This is a genomic window from Pseudomonas sp. FME51, assembly GCF_014897305.1.
Genome location: NZ_JABUYN010000002.1, coordinates 249569 through 266218 on the forward strand (window position 1 = coordinate 249569; position 16650 = coordinate 266218).

At 58.9% G+C, this 16650-nt stretch carries 12 protein-coding genes and 2 pseudogenes; 8 read left to right on the forward strand and 6 right to left on the reverse strand.

Annotation, left to right across the window (positions count from 1 at the left end; translation table 11 throughout):
- Window positions 1-66: 66 nt before the first annotated feature.
- Complete coding sequence (gene lipA / locus INT39_RS05590) at window positions 67-1116, reverse strand: lipoyl synthase (protein ID WP_193072674.1); 1050 nt, start codon at window positions 1114-1116, stop codon at window positions 67-69.
- A gap of 167 nt (window positions 1117-1283) precedes the next feature.
- Here lipA and INT39_RS05595 point away from each other — a divergent pair.
- Window positions 1284-1475, forward strand: a pseudogene (locus INT39_RS05595) (transposase domain-containing protein); the annotation flags it as partial.
- A 60-nt stretch (window positions 1476-1535) separates the two neighbouring features.
- Here INT39_RS05595 and INT39_RS05600 read toward each other — a convergent pair.
- Window positions 1536-1721: pseudogene (locus INT39_RS05600) on the reverse strand (hypothetical protein); the annotation flags it as partial.
- 104 nt (window positions 1722-1825) lie between these two features.
- Here INT39_RS05600 and INT39_RS05605 point away from each other — a divergent pair.
- Window positions 1826-2629 (forward strand): FadR/GntR family transcriptional regulator, encoded by an 804-nt coding sequence (locus INT39_RS05605; protein WP_193072675.1) that lies wholly within the window; start codon window positions 1826-1828, stop codon window positions 2627-2629.
- 122 nt (window positions 2630-2751) lie between these two features.
- On the forward strand, window positions 2752-3909 hold the full coding sequence (locus tag INT39_RS05610) for an L-talarate/galactarate dehydratase (protein WP_193072677.1): 1158 nt from the start codon (window positions 2752-2754) through the stop codon (window positions 3907-3909).
- Between the two features lie 540 nt (window positions 3910-4449).
- On the opposite strand, the gene INT39_RS05620 is transcribed toward INT39_RS05610, so the two are convergent.
- From INT39_RS05620 to INT39_RS05635, 4 genes are read right to left on the reverse strand one after another with little or no spacing between them, the layout of a single operon-like run.
- Window positions 4450-5970, reverse strand: a complete 1521-nt coding sequence (locus INT39_RS05620) for a tripartite tricarboxylate transporter permease (protein ID WP_193072679.1) — start codon at window positions 5968-5970, stop codon at window positions 4450-4452.
- A gap of 9 nt (window positions 5971-5979) precedes the next feature.
- Window positions 5980-6507: a tripartite tricarboxylate transporter TctB family protein gene (locus INT39_RS05625; RefSeq protein WP_193072680.1), complete on the reverse strand. Its 528-nt coding sequence runs from the start codon at window positions 6505-6507 to the stop codon at window positions 5980-5982.
- Window positions 6508-6565: 58 nt separating this feature from the next.
- A complete protein-coding gene (locus INT39_RS05630; RefSeq protein ID WP_193072682.1) occupies window positions 6566-7546 on the reverse strand; it encodes a tripartite tricarboxylate transporter substrate binding protein in 981 nt (326 codons plus the stop codon).
- Window positions 7547-7580: 34 nt separating this feature from the next.
- Window positions 7581-8978 carry a glucarate dehydratase family protein gene (locus INT39_RS05635; protein WP_226944572.1) on the reverse strand — a complete coding sequence of 466 codons (1398 nt, stop codon included), beginning with the start codon at window positions 8976-8978 and terminating at the stop codon, window positions 7581-7583.
- Window positions 8979-9758: 780 nt separating this feature from the next.
- Here INT39_RS05635 and kdgD point away from each other — a divergent pair.
- The 5 genes from kdgD (at window position 9759) to garD (ending at window position 16649) form a co-directional block, all read left to right on the forward strand.
- Window positions 9759-10670 carry a 5-dehydro-4-deoxyglucarate dehydratase gene (gene kdgD, locus INT39_RS05640; RefSeq protein WP_193072684.1) on the forward strand — a complete coding sequence of 304 codons (912 nt, stop codon included), beginning with the start codon at window positions 9759-9761 and terminating at the stop codon, window positions 10668-10670.
- Between the two features lie 57 nt (window positions 10671-10727).
- Window positions 10728-12170, forward strand: coding sequence for an aldehyde dehydrogenase family protein (locus INT39_RS05645; RefSeq protein WP_193072686.1), 1443 nt, complete (start codon window positions 10728-10730; stop codon window positions 12168-12170).
- Between the two features lie 146 nt (window positions 12171-12316).
- Entirely contained in the window at window positions 12317-13663 is a 1347-nt protein-coding gene (gudD, locus tag INT39_RS05650) for a glucarate dehydratase (protein WP_193072688.1), read from the forward strand.
- A gap of 66 nt (window positions 13664-13729) precedes the next feature.
- Window positions 13730-15067 (forward strand): MFS transporter, encoded by a 1338-nt coding sequence (locus INT39_RS05655; RefSeq protein ID WP_193072690.1) that lies wholly within the window; start codon window positions 13730-13732, stop codon window positions 15065-15067.
- A gap of 25 nt (window positions 15068-15092) precedes the next feature.
- Entirely contained in the window at window positions 15093-16649 is a 1557-nt protein-coding gene (gene garD, locus INT39_RS05660) for a galactarate dehydratase (RefSeq protein WP_193072691.1), read from the forward strand.
- Window position 16650 lies beyond the last annotated feature (1 nt).

The window sequence follows — 16650 nt, forward strand, 5'->3', positions numbered from 1 at the left end:
ATGGTTCCCATGCTCTGCGTGGGAACCGCACTGTGGACGCTCTGCGTCCGGGCCAGCCTGCGCTAATTACCTGATGCTCAGGGTCGGAATCAGGCTGTCATTGACTGCCTGGCCCGGTACCGGAGCGGGTGCTGCCAGTCCCAGATTATTCTTCTCGAACACGCGGTCGGCACGGTAGCTGGAGCGAACCAGCGGGCCGGAGGCCACTTCCATGAAGCCTTTTGCCAAGCCGATTTCCCGATAGTTGTTGAACTCTTCCGGAGTGACCCAGCGCTTCACTGGCAGGTGATTGCGGGTGGGTTGCAGATACTGGCCGAGAGTGACGATGTCCACGCCGATGGCGCGCAGTTCGTCAAAGGTCTGCAGTATCTCTTCATCGGTTTCGCCCAACCCAACCATCAGACTGGTTTTAGTCAGTACATCAGGACGGTGGCGTTTTGCATGTTCCAGTACTTTCAGTGTCTTGCCATAACCGGCACGCGGGTCGCGCACTTCATGGGTCAGACGTTCGACGGTCTCGACGTTCTGCGCGAAGACTTGCAAGCCGGAGTCAACAACCAGCTCAACCGCCGTCAGGTCCGCATCGAAATCCGGGGTGAGGGCTTCCACCACCACCTGGGGAGTGCGCTGCTTGATGGCGCGCACACAAGCAGCGTAGTGAGCGGCGCCGCCGTCGGACAGATCGTCGCGGTCAACCGAGGTGAGCACGATGTAACGCAGTGCCATGAGCTCGACTGACTTCGCCGTGTTTTCCGGTTCCTCATGATCCAGCCAGCCGTTGGGGTTGCCGGTATCCACTGCGCAGAAGCGGCAGGCGCGGGTGCAGACCGAGCCCATCAGCATGATGGTCGCGGTGCCGTTGGACCAGCATTCACCCATGTTCGGGCAGTGTGATTCCTGACAGACAGTGCTCAGCCGGTGTTCGGAGACGTTGCGCTTGACCGCCTCGAAGCGATCACCAGCAGGTGCTTTGACGCGCAGCCACTTGGGCTTGGGTTCAAATATCTGAGGTTCGGCGTTAGAGCGGCGCTTCTGGCCGTCCTTGATGGCAGCAATACCTTGGGCATTGCGGAATTTTTCACCACTGGCAACGTTGTTTGGCGTGCTGTCAGACATCAGGGTTCAGGGCTCCAGGTAGAGGCTCCATGGGGAGTGTTCGAGACTCGGGGTTAGGCTTGTGGCCGCCGACGCAGTTTATCACAGATGCCGTGTGGCGCAGCTAACACATGGCTGGGCTCCTATGTTCCAGCGTCCGAACCAGCAGCCTGCACTGCGGCAGGAACGGGGCGAAGAACGTTCCAACATGCGTTCCCGATGCTGGCGCCGAACGCGCAGCCACGATGTACAGCCTGCTAGGGGCGGCAAAACTGAACGATCTCAATCCCGAGGCGTACCTCACGCACGTCCTCTCGGTCATTGCAGACCATCTGGTGAGTCGGATCGACGAATTGCTGCCTTGGAATGTGAAGCTGTAGACCCGAACGAGAATGGCGATCCGTTCGTTAAGACGGTATTTATCGGATGCTTACCTTGAATCCGGTCTCTTCTCCCCAGAAATCACAGTCGAACAGTGAAAGAAGCTCTGGCCGTAGCTGCGATTCAATTTCAATGTCGACGTCCGCCTTGTCGCCTGGTCCGCGAGGGCCATCAGGTCGTTGCCATTCGGCAATGTTGATGGTCAGGACCGCGGCGTAGGCACAGAGCAGGATATGGCGTGACATTTTTGCGCCTGCAAAAGGGTATGCTTTTTGTGTAGCTGTATGTCATCGTACAACTTGGTAAGCTATCATGGTTGCTTAGCAGCTAGTCGAGGAAAGTCGCCGATATGGATACCCAGAACGTTCAACCACGAGCCCGCCGCAAGCATCGCAGCCTGGCTCAGGAGCTGGTTACTGAGCTTTCGCAGCAGATCCGTGATGGAATAATCAAACGTGGCGATAAATTGCCCACCGAATCGGCAATCATGGAGGTGCAAGGTGTCAGTCGCACGGTGGTACGTGAAGCTTTGTCCCGCTTGCAGGCTTCCGGTCTGGTAGAAACCCGCCATGGCATCGGTACCTTTGTGCTGGATGTTCCCAGCCCCAGTGGTTTTCGTATTGACCCAGCAACCATTGTTACGCTGCGCGATGTGTTAGCGATTATTGAACTGCGTATCAGCTTGGAGGTGGAGTCGGCAGGGTTGGCTGCGCAGCGCCGCAGTTCCGAGCAGCTAGCGGCCATGCGAGCGGCGCTTGATACGCTTGGTGACAGTGCCTCGCTGTCGGGCGATGCAGTGGCGTCGGATTTTCAGTTCCACCTGATGATTGCCGAGTCCACTGGCAACCGGTATTTCACCGACATCATGAGCCATCTTGGCACCAGCATTATTCCGCGAACCCGTTTGAACTCGGCGCACATCGCTGATGATGATCAGCAGCATTATCTGGCTCGTTTGCGCCGTGAACATGAGCAAATATTTGAAGCTATCGCTCGCCAAGACCCTGATGAGGCTCGCGCCGCCATGCGGCTGCACCTGACCAGCAGCCGTGAACGCTTGCGCCAGGCACACGAATCGGCTGAAGCAGAATCCCAGTGCGCGGTCTCCACGCCCAGGAAACGCCGAAAAGCTGGTGCGCCGAGGCTTGAATGATTGCGCAATCATCATAGGATGATTCGGGCTGTGCATATTTTTGGCGACCTAGGGCGGACCATAACTACAGAGTAAATGGTTTGTCGAACGGGGTCGACTGGTTGCTACTACTAGGAGACTGTATGAACGCTACGTCTACCCCTATCCGTGCTGACGAAGACCGTATTACTTGGGTGCATTTGCGCTCGCTGGCGTTACCGCTGGCCAACCCCATTAGCGATGCTAAGGTGCTAACTGGCCGGCAGAAGCCAATGACCGAAATTGCCATTCTGATTGTCGAAATAGAAACCCGTGACGGTCATCGGGGCCTCGGCTTCAGCTACTCCAAACGTGCCGGCGGTGCGGGGCAATTCGCCCACGCCGTGGAAGTGGCACCGAACCTGCTCGGCGAGAACCCCAGCGACATTGCCAAGCTCTGGGACAGGCTTTGCTGGGCAGGCGCCTCCGTCGGCCGTAGCGGTTTAGCGACCCAGGCTATTGGCGCATTCGATGTGGCGCTGTGGGACCTCAAGGCACGTCGCTCCGGCTTGTCGTTGGCACGTTTGCTCGGTGCTCAGCGTGATTCGGTGCGCTGTTACAACACTTCTGGCGGTTTCCTGCATACCCCACTGGATCAATTGCTGAAAAATACCGATAGCTCCCGCGAGAAGTGCATCGGTGGGATCAAACTCAAAGTCGGCCAGCCGAATTATGCTCTCGACCTGCATCGGGTGAGCAGCGTACGTCAGCACCTGGGCGATACCTTCCCGCTGATGGTTGATGCCAACCAGCAATGGGATCGCCCCACCGCGCGACGCATGTGTCGGAGCCTGGATGCCTATAATCTGATCTGGATCGAAGAGCCGTTGGATTGCTATGACGCCGAAGGTCACGCCGAGCTGGTGCGTCAGTTCGACACGCCAATTGCCACTGGCGAGATGCTCACCAGTCCGGCCGAACATTGGGAGTTTATTCGTCAGCGCGCCGCTGACTTTTTGATGCCGGATGCGCCGCGAGTTGGCGGCATCACGCCTTACCTGCGCGTGCAAACCTTGGCCGAGCAGGCCGGTATTAGCCTGGCGCCGCACTTCGCCATGGAGCTGCATGTGCACTTGGCCGCGACCCATACGCTAGAGCCGTGGGTCGAGCACTTCGAGTGGCTGGAGCCGCTGTTCGAGGAGCGTTTGGAAATTCGTGATGGACGCATGCTGGTGCCAACCCGTCCGGGGTTGGGGTTAAGCCTGAGCGAGCAGGTGGCCGGCTGGACGGTGCAGCAGGCTGAGGTGGGTCAGCGCGGTTAACCCATCTCGCCGGCGGCCTGACGGATGGCGCCGCGCACTCCGACGAATGCCGGGTTGTCGTCGCGGCACACCAGATACAGCTCGCTGTGCGCGCATGCACGGTTCATTGAATCGGGCGAATGGTGACAAGCTGCGAGGCAGCAGCTTCTGTGATGAGTTCAATACGCAGCGCAGCCACGAAGCCTTGGCCAGGTAGACACCCGCCAGTGTCTACCGACCCTCGCTGAGGGGTTACTCACCCGTGTTGCGACCGATCAACTATGACACTGGTCAGCAGGTACGCAATGTTCGCCAGAATGGTGAGATCAAGTGGAAGGGTGGCTTGATATACATCAGTGAGCTGTTAGCCAGACATCCTGTGGGCCTGCGAGAGGTGGAAGGTGACCGAGTGGAGGTGCGATACAGCTTCCATCTACTTGGTCACATCAGCCTTATAACCACACGATTGGAGCCCGCATGCCACTGGCATGCGGGGAGAGAACTGTAACCCATCTCCTCGGTTTAAGATGTTATCCATGTTCCGGTTGCACAGTGGTGGGATCAGGTGCGGAGAATTTCGTTAATCGCACTCTGCTTCGGTCTCATGGAGCTGTACACCTGCCACAGGATGAACACCAGGGCGATGCCTAGGAAGCTGCCGGAGATGGGGTTTGTGAAGAAGTCCATGAAGTTGTCATCCGATAACATCAGGCCACGACGCAGGTTGGTTTCTGCCATCGGCCCGAGAATGAAGCCGATGATGAACGGCGCCGCCGGCATGCCGGCCTTGACGAAGCCATAACCGAGCACACCGAACAGCAGGATCGACCAGACGTCGAACAGGCGGCTGGACAGGCCAAAGGCACCGACTACGCAGAGCACCAGGATGATCGGTAGGAGGATGTGCTTGGGCACGTCGAGCAGCTTGACGAATAGGCGCAGGCCGTAGAACTCCATGAACAGCACTATGAAGGTGGCGACAATCAGGGCGGCGAAGATGGTGTAAACCAGTGGGCCCTGGCTGATGAACAGCAGTGGACCAGGCTGGATGCCGTGGATCAGGAAGCCGCCGAGCATGATCGCGGTGACGGTGTCACCCGGAATACCTAGGGTCATCAGGGGCATCAGAGCGCCACCGATACCGGCGTTGTTGGCGGTTTCACTGGCGACCACGCCACCGATGTTGCCCTTACCATAGGTGTGACCGTCCTTGGCGCGCTTCTTGGCGATGATGTAGGCCACCAGGTTCGAGGTGCCTGCACCGATGCCTGGCAGGATACCGATGCTCAAGCCGATCAGGCCGGAGCGGCCAGCGTTGGGCAGTTGCTCACGGAATTCCTTGAGCGAGAAACCGAAGCCCTTGATGTTCTTCATGCTCACCGACTTGGTCTTGCCCTGTACCGCGTGGCGGCCGGTTTCGGCGAGTTTGATGATCTCGGCAACAGCGAACATGCCGATCATCACCGTGAGCATGGAGAAACCACCATTGAGCTCGCTGACGCCGAAAGTGAAGCGGCGGATGGCTTCTACTGGGGCGATACCCACGGTAGAAACGGCAAAGCCCAGCGCGCCGGCGAACAGCCCTTTGACCATGGAGCCCGCCGACAGGGTGGCGATCAGGGTCAGGGAGAACACGGCGATGGCGAAGTATTCATGCGGCCCGAAGCTGAGGGCCACCTTGGCCAACTGGGGAGCGATGAACACCAGTGCTGCGATACTGAACAGGGTGCCGAGGAAGGAAAACACGATGCCGACACCTAGTGCCTTGGCGCCGCGGCCTTGTTCCATCAGCGGGCCGCCATCGAACACCGTAGCGATTGATGAGGGGGTTCCGGGGATTTTCAGCAGGATCGCCGAGATCAGGCCTCCGGAGGTGGCGCCGATGAACAGTGCTACCAGTAGCGACAGGCCGGCTTGCGGGCCCATGGTGAAGGTCAGCGGGAGACACAGGGCAACCGCCATGGTGGCGGACAGGCCAGGTACGGCACCGAAGACGATACCCGCGGCCACGCCGATGGTTATCAGCAATAGGATGTTGATTGAAAAGACGGCACCGAAGCCGTGCTGCAATAAGTCGAGCATGGTCTATCCTCAGATAACGTTGTTCAGCAGGCCTGCGGGGAGCAACAGATCGAAGGCCTCGCGGAACAGCAGGAAGATGACGGCCGAGCAGATCACCGAGATCACCAGGTAGGTCAGGTGGTTGGCCTTTTGCTTCACCGGGGTCAGGACCAGGAACTGTAAGTACAGGTAAATCACTGTCATGATCGGAAAGCCCAACGGCCTGAGCAGTGCCATGTAGCCGAGGATCAAAACTAGGGTCAGGATCACGGTCCTGGGTTCTATGGCATTAGATGCAGCTTCTTCTTTCGGGACTTCAGGCAAGTCGCTGGACATCGGTATGGCGGCTTCGGTGTTGGCCGGAGCCTTGCTGGCGAAAGCACTGAGAAGTTGCATTACGCCCAGCAGTGTCAGCAAGCCCGCCAGCAGAGCGGGAACCGTGCCGGCGTCGACGCCGCCGCGACCAGGGAGTTGGTAAGCCATCACCATATAGGCGAGGCTGGAACCGATCATGGCGAGGCCGATAATCAGCTCTTTTTTGTTCAGAGTGGTGCTCATGTGAAACCTCGAAGAGCGAAAGCATAGCGCCGGCTCTCAGCCGGCGCTGTGTCATGACTCACTTACCTTGGCGCAGAGCATCCTTGAACTGCATGAAGTCTTCACGGGTCTTGGCCAGAATCGCTCTCGATTCTTCGGTGTTGAAGTAGGCCACTGGCTGCATGAATTTCTTCAGGTCTTCAGCGTATTGCGGCTTCTCGGTGATTTCTTTCATGATGTCGGCCATTTTCTTGACGATGGCCGGGTCAGTATCTTTCGGGAAAGCTACCACGTAAGGCTTGTCGAGGGTGATATCGATGCCCTGCTCCTGAAGGGTCGGAATGTCGCCCAGCAATGCATTGCGCTCATCATTGGGCTGGCCCAGAGCGAACATCTGGCCACCGTTGATGTAGTCTTGCAGGGAACCGTAGCTGATGGCGCCCAGGTCGAGACGACCGCCGAGCATGCCCACTACGCGGTCAGATACGGTGCCGCCGTCGACCATCTTCAGTTTGGTGTCGGTAAGGTTTTCCAGCATCAGACCCTGAATATGGGAAAAACTGCCCATTTCGGTGCCATAAGTGATGCTGTCCGGATTGGCTTTGGCCTTCTCGACCAGCTCTTTCATGCTGGTGATGCCGGACTCTTTGGAGGATGCGAAGATTGCGCTCTTGTCGACACCGGCGATGCAGGCCACGTCGAAGGCTTCATAGCTGTCTTCGGTCAAACCGGCCACTTCGTTGACGATCAACTGGCCTGGGTGGGTGAAGAGGATGGTGTTGCCGTCTGCGGCAGAGCCTTTTACGTGCTCGGCTGCCAGAGTGCCACCGCCGCCGGCGACGTTGGTTACGACCATGGTCTTGCCGGTAATCTCGTGGAAGTACTTGGCCATCATGCGGGCGTTGAAGTCAGTGTCGCCGCCTGGGTTGGCGATGACTACGACCTGGATCGGGCGGTTAGGCCAGTTGGCCGCGTCGGCGGCGAAGGCGGTCGATTGGGAGGCAATAGCGCCCATGCCGACCAGGGCTGCGAGGAAGGAGGTGCGGATTGTTTTTTTCATTGGATGCTCCGTAGATGGAAGGCGGCTGCGTGAATCAGGCGGTGCGGCCGAGGCTGGGACGTTTCGGGTCATACTGCCAACCCGGAACCAGGTACTGCATGGCCATGGCGTCGTCACGCGCGCCGCTGGCTACTGATTTGTAGAGTTCGTGGGCGGCCATGATCTGGGCCATGTCTGGCTCGATACCGAGGCCGGGTTTGTTCGGTACCTGCACTTGACCGCCGACGATTTGTAGTGGTTTGCGGGTCAGACGCTCTTCGCCTTCCTGCCAGATCCAGTGGGTGTCGATGGCGGTGATACGCCCTGGCACGGCAGCGGCGGCATGGATGAACATGGCTAGGGAAATATCGAAATGGTTATTGGAGTGCGAGCCCCAGGTCAGACCGAACTCTTGGCACATCTGGCCGAGGCGTACGGCACCCTGCATGGTCCAGAAGTGCGGATCGGCCAGCGGGATATTCACCGCCTCCAGGCGCAGCGCGTGGCCCATCTGCCGTCCGTTGGTGGCGACCATGTTGGTGGCGGTGGGGATGCCGGTGGCGCGTTTGAACTCAGCCATTATCTCGCGCCCGGAATACCCATTCTCCGGGCCGCAAGGGTCTTCGGCGTAGGCCAGTAGGTGGCCTTGGCCTTTGCACAGGCTCACGGCTTCAGCTAGCGACCAAGCGCCGTTGGGGTCGAGGGTTACACGGGCGTCTGGAAAGCTAGCCTTGATCGCGCGGATCGCGTCCATCTCCTCGGCACCCTGCATCACGCCGCCCTTGAGTTTGAAGTCGGTGAAGCCGTAGCGGGCGTGTGCGGCTTCGGCCAGACGAGCGATGTCCGCCGGCGTCATCGCAGCCTGGTGGCGCAGGTGGTACCAGTTGTCGCTTGGGCCTTGGCCTGTCAGGTAGGGCAGGTTGGTACGCTGGCGCTCTCCTATATAGAAGAGGTAAGCCAGCATGGGCACGCTGTCACGCTGCTGGCCGCTGCCGAGCAGTTCGGCCACTGGCACGTCGAGGTGCTGGCCGAGCAGATCGAGCAGGGCCGCTTCGACTGCGGTAATCACATTGTCCAAGCGCAGGTTAATCTCGTGGGGCTGCTTCAGTAAGCGCTCTTCGGACTTCGAGGTGACCTGATGCTGGGTGGCCTGCGGGCCGTTGTCGCGCCCGGCGATGGCCTGGCGCAGGCTATTGAGGATGCGATTGTAGCGGCCGACCGGTTGGCCGATCACCAAGTCGCGGTAGCGCTCCAGAGTCTGGCGAATACCTTCGCCGCCCGGCACCTCGCCACAGCCGGTGCGACCGGCACTGTCTTTAAGTAGCACCAGGTTGCGGGTGAAGTAGGGCGCGTGGGCACCGCACAGGTTGAGCAGCATGCTGTCGCGACCGGCCACCGGGATCACCTGCATATCCATTACTACCGGTGCTGTTGTGTGCGTCAGATCAACCATGACTGTCTCGCTCTCTTCATGATGCAGCGGCTGTTGCCGCCTGCTGGTGAAAGTAGGCTGGCGTTAGCGTGTCTGAAGTGAATGCCGTGGGCGGCACGGTCAAGTGTACTGAGCGAAGTCTGTAAGCTGCGCTGGGTGCATGCATGCAGGGAAATGGAAAGCGGATGAGTAACGCCATGGATGACTGGGGTGATTGCATGCAGCATGCGGTCTGGGCTAAACCGCTGCGGTATACGGGGCAGGACTGGATGACGCAACGCTGTGTGAACCGTCGAGGTCGGAGTCATAGCATGTCTACAATCAGCTTGTTATTGTCTTGTCATACGTTGTCGTACGACTTTTCTGGATTATGTGTATTTTTTACGCTGTTTGTCAACGCTGAAATTAGCCGTGCAGGCAGTGCGCAGTTGTCGCTGGGCTTCTCGGTCTCCAAACTGATCCGATTGGGTGGCTCGCATGTATAGGCGAGATACGCTTAAAAAACGCCGAAAGGCGTAAAAATCGTGCCGAAATTGGTGAAAAACCCCCTAGATTAGGCCATTTACAGGATGCGGTAGGTCTGAGTGCTTGAAAAAGTATCAACCGCTGGCGGCCTGCTAGCACCACTCTGTACTCTGCCGAGGTTGTGGGTGAAAGGTTTCAATACGAGCGAGACGTGTTGTTCATGAATATGCATTTCTAAAGAAATAGAGGTAGTTTTTACTGTAGTTGTACGATAACGTATCTCTGCAGCTTCGGCTACGCTATTTCTCACAACTCGCTCTAAAGGGTGTTCGCATAATGAATCCACAAGAACTGAAGTCCATCCTCTCTTCCGGTTTGCTGTCTTTCCCAGTGACCGATTTTGATGCTGCCGGTGATTTTCGCGCAGATAATTATGCTCGCCGCCTAGAGTGGTTGAGCCCGTTTGGCGCTTCGGCATTGTTTGCCGCCGGTGGTACGGGTGAGCTTTTCTCCCTGACCAATAAAGAGTATTCGTCCGTAATCAAAACTGCAGTCGACACCTGCGTTGGCGGTGTGCCGATTTTGGCCGGTGTGGGTGGTCCGACACGTCAGGCTATTGAGATGGCGCAGGAAGCTGAGCGTCTGGGCGCTAAAGGCCTGTTGCTGCTGCCGCATTACTTGACCGAAGCCAGCCAGGAAGGCGTCGCCCTGCACCTGGAAGCCGTGTGTAAATCGGTGAAGATCGGTGTGGTCGTTTACAACCGCAGCGTTTGCCGCCTGACTGCAGAGCTGCTGGAACAAGTTGCTGAGCGTTGCCCGAACCTGATCGGCTTTAAAGACGGTATCGGTGAAATTGAACTGATGGTTTCCATTCGTCGCCGCCTCGGCAATCGCCTCAGCTACCTCGGCGGCCTGCAGACAGCTGAAGTCTATGCCGCTGCTTATAAAGCCTTGGGCGTTCCGGTTTACTCCTCGGCTGTATTCAACTTCATCCCGAAAACTGCGATGACCTTCTACAACGCAATGGCACGTGACGATCACGCGACCGTTGGCAAGATCATTGACGAGTTCTTCCTGCCGTACCTGGCCATCCGTAACCGCTGCGCCGGTTATGGCGTGAGCATCGTTAAGGCGGGTGCCAAGATCGTTGGTCATGATGCAGGTCCAGTGCGCACGCCGCTGACTGACTTGCTACCGGAAGAGTATGAGATGCTCGCCGCGTTGATTGAAGCGCAAGGCGGGCAATAAACGTCATCATTTAATAGCGGCGCGTTAAGACGCCGCTTTCCATTCAGGAGGCTGTCCGTGGCTAATCCACAACGTTATGACAACTACATCAGCGGCGAGTGGGTCGCGGGTGCCAAGTACTCGATCAATATCAACCCATCGGATTTAGCCGATGTGGTGGGTGAATACGCCCAAGCCGATGTCGATCAGGTTAATCAGGCTATCGCCGCTGCCCATGCCGCGTTCCCGGCCTGGTCGATCTCTGGTATCCAGGCGCGCAGTGATGCGCTGGATAAAGTCGGCAGCGAAATTCTTGCTCGCCGTGAAGAGCTGGGCGCATTGCTGGCACGTGAAGAGGGCAAGACCCTGCCTGAGGCCGTCGGCGAAGTCGGTCGTGCCGGTAACATTTTCAAGTTTTTCGCTGGTGAGTGCCTGCGCCAGGCTGGCGAGTTGCTGGCTTCGGTACGCCCTGGTGTATCAGTAGAAGTCACTCGCGAGCCGTTGGGCGTGATCGGTCTGATCACCCCATGGAACTTCCCTATCGCAATTCCGGCGTGGAAAATTGCCCCGGCCTTGGCCTACGGCAACTGCGTAGTGTTCAAGCCGGCAGATCTGGTACCCGGTTGCGCTTGGGCCATCGCCGAAATTATTTCCCGTGCAGGCTTCCCGGCTGGTGTGTTCAACCTGGTCATGGGTAGCGGTCGAGTGGTCGGTGAAGCCATCGTCGGTGACAAGCGCGTTGCCGGTGTCAGCTTCACCGGTTCTGTCGACGTCGGCCGTAACATCGCCGCTAACTGCGTAGCTCGTGGCGCCAAGGTACAGCTGGAAATGGGTGGCAAGAACCCGCAAGTGATCCTTGATGACGCTGATCTGGACAGCGCCGTTGAGCTGTCCGTACAGAGCGCGTTCTACTCCACCGGCCAGCGTTGCACAGCGTCAAGCCGCTTCATCGTGACTGCCGGCATCTACGACAAGTTCGTTGCAGCCATGGCCGAACGTATGAAGTCGATCAAGGTCGGTAACGCCCTGGGAAAAGGCGTGGACATCGGTCCGGTGGTGTCTCAGTCCCAGCTTGATCAGGACTTGAGCTACATCGAGATTGGTAAGCAGGAAGGTGCTCGCCTAGTGAGTGGCGGCGAGCGGATAAGTTGCGAGAAAGATGGCTACTACATGGCCCCGACGCTGTTTGCCGACAGCACCGCCGATATGCGCATCAGCCGTGAAGAGATCTTCGGCCCAGTTGCCAACATCGTCAAAGTTGCAGACTACGAAGAAGCGCTGGCCATGGCCAACGATACCGAGTTCGGTTTGTCCGCCGGTATCTGCACCACGTCGCTGAAGTACGCTAACCACTTCAAGCGGCACTCCCAGGCCGGCATGGTCATGGTTAACCTGCCCACTGCTGGGGTGGATTACCATGTGCCGTTCGGTGGCCGGAAAGGTTCATCCTACGGTGCGCGTGAGCAGGGCCGCTATGCGGCCGAGTTCTACACTACCGTGAAAACCACCTACATCGGCTAACACCGCTGAGGTGTCCGTAGAAGGGGCTTTAGCCGGATAGAGTTGATCGGGCTTCATCGATCTATCTGGTGCCAGAAGCCCCTCCCACACCGCAATACAGTCCCAGTCCGTAGTGACATCCGTATAAAAACAACAGGGTAACGGTCATGAATCCACAGAATACTGTTGGTAACACCCCACTGATCACCGAATTGCAAGTGGTCCCGGTCGCTGGCCACGACAGCATGTTGCTCAATCTGAGCGGTGCCCACGGCCCTTACTTCACCCGCAACATCCTCATCCTAAAAGACAGCGCTGGCCATATTGGTGTCGGCGAAGTCCCCGGTGGCGAAGCCATCCGCCAGACCCTGGAGGATGCCCGCGCCATGCTGGTCGGTCAGCCGGTTGGCAATTACAACGCGCTGCTTAACCACGCGCGTCGCGCCTTCGCCGACCGCGACAGCGGTGGCCGCGGTCTGCAGACCTTCGACCTGCGCATCGCCATTCATGCGGTTACTGCCCTGGAATCAGCGCTGCTCGATCTGCTCGGTCAGCACCTCGGTGTACCCGTCGCTGCCTTGCTCGGCGAAGGCCAGCAGCGCGATGCCGTGGAAATGCTCGGCTACCTGTTCTTTGTTGGCGACTGCGATAAGACCGACCTTGGCTATCGGGACGAGCGTAATGCCGACGATGCCTGGTGCCGCGTGCGTAACGAAACCGCGATGACTCCAGAGTCCATCGTCCGTCAGGCCGAGGCAGCGTATGCGCGCTACGGTTTTAAGGACTTCAAACTGAAAGGCGGCGTACTCCACGGCGAAGACGAGGTCGAGGCCATCCGTGCCCTGGCCGCAGGCTTCCCTGAAGCGCGCGTGACCCTGGACCCAAATGGCGCCTGGTCGTTGGATCAAGCCATCGCCCTGTGTCGCGACCTGCACGGCGTGCTGGCTTATGCCGAAGACCCGTGCGGTGCCGAGAATGGCTACTCCGGCCGCGAAGTCATGGCCGAGTTCCGCCGCGCCACTGGCCTGCCGACTGCCACTAATATGGTCGCCACCGACTGGCGGCAGATGGGCCATACCATCTCGCTACAATCGGTAGACATCCCGCTGGCCGACCCCCACTTCTGGACCATGGCTGGTTCCGTGCGCGTGGCGCAAATGTGCAACGACTGGGGCCTGACCTGGGGTTCGCACTCGAACAACCACTTCGACATCTCGCTGGCGATGTTCACACACGTGGCCGCCGCCGCGCCGGGCAAGGTCACCGCCATCGACACTCACTGGATCTGGCAGGACGGTCAGTACCTGACGCGCAACCCGCTGCGTATCGAGGGTGGTTTGGTGCAAGTGCCGAACATCCCAGGCCTCGGCGTGACGTTGGATTGGGACGCGCTGGCCAAGGCGCACGAGCTGTATAAGGCCAAAGGACTGGGTGCACGCGACGATGCCACCGCCATGCAATACCTGATGCCCAACTGGAGTTTCGACAATAAGCGACCCTGTATGGTGCGCTGAGCCGGGTGAGTCCGGAGGTCAATAACGCTGGACTCATCTCTCTCGAATTTTCCGCGAGTTCGCCTGATGCATGCAGAAAAACCAGGCAAGGTGCGTTTCTCCATCTTGCTGATGCTGTTCCTCGTCACCACGGTCACCTTTGCTGACCGCTCCAGCCTGTCGATTGCTGGTGCGGCGCTGCAGGCTGACCTGGGTATCGATTCGGTGACGCTCGGCTTTATCTTCTCGGCATTCGGCTGGGCCTATGTCATCGGGCAAATCCCCGGTGGTTGGCTGTTCGACCGTTTTGGCGCCAAGCAGGTCTATGTCATCACGCTGTTCTGCTGGTCGCTGTTCACCTTGTTACAGGGCTTCGTCGGTATGTTACCGCTGGCCTGGACAGTCGCCACCCTGTTTCTCCTGCGCCTGGCAGTAGGTTTCGCCGGGGCGCCGTGTTTCCCGGGTAATGCGCGCATCATCGCTGCGTGGTTTCCGACTGCTGAACGCGCCACCGCCACGGCGATCTCCAGTTCGGCGCAATACGCCGCCACCGCCATATTCGCCCCGCTGATGGGCTGGGTGGTGCAGGCCATGGGCTGGCAGTATGTTTTTTTCGTGCTCGGCGGTCTAGGCCTGCTGCTGTGTGGCGTGTGGCTCAAGTTGATGTACGGCCCGCGCGAACATCCGCGCATTGGTGAGGCCGAGTTCGCCTACATAGAAGCTGGCGGCGGCTTGATCGATCTCGCCCCGCGTCCGGCTGGCGAGGCAGGCTCACAGGGGCGCTACCTTAAGCTATTGCTGACCCAGCGGACCATGATCGGCATCTATTTTGGCCAGTACTGCAATAACGCCATCACCTATTTTTTTCTCACGTGGTTCCCTGTGTACCTGGTGCAGGCGCGTGGTATGACCATTCTCACCGCCGGTTTTTCCGCCTCGCTGCCGGCGATCAGCGGCTTTGTTGGCGGCGTGCTCGGCGGCCTGGTGTCGGATGGTTTGTTGCGTCGCGGTTATTCCCTGACCTTGGCGCGCAAGCTGCCAATTGGCTTCGGCATGCTGCTGTCGAGCTGCATAGTACTGTGCGTTTACGCTGAGAGTGATGCCGCGGTGATTGGCTTGATGGCCCTGGCCTTTTTCGGCAAAGGTTTTGGCTCCCACGGCTGGACGCTGGTGGCCGACACCTCGCCACGGCGGATCGTCGGCCTGTCTGGTGGACTGTTCAATACATTCGGCAACTTGGCCGCGATTACTACGCCTATCGTGGTCGGCTACTTGGTTAGCCGCACGGGCTCATTTGACGCAGCGCTGATGTATGTCGGCGCTAACGCTTTGCTGGCGGTGATCAGTTACCTGTTTATCGTTGGTCGTATTCACAGGATCGAGCTGGACGACGAGCCACCTCAGGCCGGCACGCCGGGCACCTGAGCCGTATTGAGAGGAGTACATATCCATGCAATTGATTCCCCATCAGGACTCGCCTCGCTACATCCGTTTGCACCCTGCCGATAACGTCGGCGTGGTGGTCAACGAGCAGGGTGTGGCCACGGGCGGGCGTTTCGCCGATGGCCTGGAAGCCATCGAAGGTATTCCGCAGAGCCACAAGGTGTCGCTGCAAGATATTCCCTTGGATGGCGACGTAGTGCGCTACGGCGAAGTCATCGGTTACGCCCTGGAACCCATCGCCGCTGGGCGCTGGGTTACTGAGGCGCAGCTGCGCATGCCATCCGCGCCGGCACTGGATAATCTGCCTAAAGCTACCTTGCCGGCGCCTGTGGTCGAGCCGTTGGAAGGCTACACCTTCGAGGGTTTCCGCAACCCGGATGGCACGGTCGGCACGCGCAACATCCTCGGCGTGACCACCACGGTGCAGTGCGTGATCGGTGTGCTCGGTCATTGCGTGGATCGGGTGCGCAAGGAGCTGCTGCCCAAGTACCCCCATGTTGATGATGTGGTTGCCCTGTCGCACAGCTACGGTTGCGGCGTGGCGATCACCGCGCCAGACGCGGTGGTGCCGATTCGCACCCTATACAACATCAGCCGCAACCCTAACCTCGGTGGCCAGGCGCTGGTGATCAGCCTCGGCTGCGAGAAGCTTCAAGCCAATCAGCTGATGGATGGTGATCAGCTGACCAGTGGTATCCATGAAGAAGAGTGGTTGTTCCGCCTGCAAGACTCCAGCAACGGCTTCGCCGGCATGGTCGGGCAGATTATGGCGATGATCGAAGCGCGCTTGCAGGTATTGAACGAACGCCGCCGCGAGACAGTTCCAGCCTCTGAGCTATCGGTGGGCATGCAGTGCGGCGGCAGCGATGCGTTTTCCGGTATCACCGCCAACCCGGCCCTCGGCGTAGCCGCCGACCTGTTGGTGCGTGCCGGCGCCACGGTGATGTTCTCCGAGAACACTGAGGTACGCGACGGCATTCACCTGCTCACCCCGCGCGCGGCAACGGTGGAAGTCGCCGATGCGCTGATCCGCGAGATGGATTGGTACGATAGCTACCTGCAGCGCGGCATGGCCGACCGCAGCGCTAACACTACGCCGGGCAACAAGAAGGGCGGGCTGAACAACATCGTCGAAAAGGCCATGGGTTCGATTGCCAAGTCCGGCTCCAGCGCCATTGCCGGGGTGGTTTCGCCCGGCGAGCGGATTCGCGGTAAGGGCTTGTGGTTTTGCGCTACGCCAGCCAGCGACTTTATCTGCGGCACCCTGCAGTTGGCCGCTGGGATGAACCTGCACATCTTCACCACCGGCCGTGGCACGCCGTACGGCCTGGCCATGGTGCCGGTAATTAAAGTAGCGACCCGTACGCAATTGGCCGAGCGCTGGCCCGACCTGATTGACGTCGATGCCGGGCAAATTACCTCTGGGTGTATGACCCTGGATGAAATGGGCTGGCGCATCTTCCAGTTGTATCTGGACATCGCTAGCGGCAAAACACACACCTGGACTGAGAAGCACAAACTGCACAACGACCTGATCCTGTTCAACCCGGCGCCGGTGACCTGAT

Coding starts and splice junctions, on each gene's coding strand:
- lipA (WP_193072674.1), bottom strand. CDS start 1,116: ATGTCTGACAGCACGCCAAACAACGTTGCCAGTGGTGAAAAATTCCGC.
- INT39_RS05605 (WP_193072675.1), top strand. CDS start 1,826: ATGGATACCCAGAACGTTCAACCACGAGCCCGCCGCAAGCATCGCAGC.
- INT39_RS05610 (WP_193072677.1), top strand. CDS start 2,752: ATGAACGCTACGTCTACCCCTATCCGTGCTGACGAAGACCGTATTACT.
- INT39_RS05620 (WP_193072679.1), bottom strand. CDS start 5,970: ATGCTCGACTTATTGCAGCACGGCTTCGGTGCCGTCTTTTCAATCAAC.
- INT39_RS05625 (WP_193072680.1), bottom strand. CDS start 6,507: ATGAGCACCACTCTGAACAAAAAAGAGCTGATTATCGGCCTCGCCATG.
- INT39_RS05630 (WP_193072682.1), bottom strand. CDS start 7,546: ATGAAAAAAACAATCCGCACCTCCTTCCTCGCAGCCCTGGTCGGCATG.
- INT39_RS05635 (WP_226944572.1), bottom strand. CDS start 8,978: ATGGTTGATCTGACGCACACAACAGCACCGGTAGTAATGGATATGCAG.
- kdgD (WP_193072684.1), top strand. CDS start 9,759: ATGAATCCACAAGAACTGAAGTCCATCCTCTCTTCCGGTTTGCTGTCT.
- gudD (WP_193072688.1), top strand. CDS start 12,317: ATGAATCCACAGAATACTGTTGGTAACACCCCACTGATCACCGAATTG.
- INT39_RS05655 (WP_193072690.1), top strand. CDS start 13,730: ATGCATGCAGAAAAACCAGGCAAGGTGCGTTTCTCCATCTTGCTGATG.
- garD (WP_193072691.1), top strand. CDS start 15,093: ATGCAATTGATTCCCCATCAGGACTCGCCTCGCTACATCCGTTTGCAC.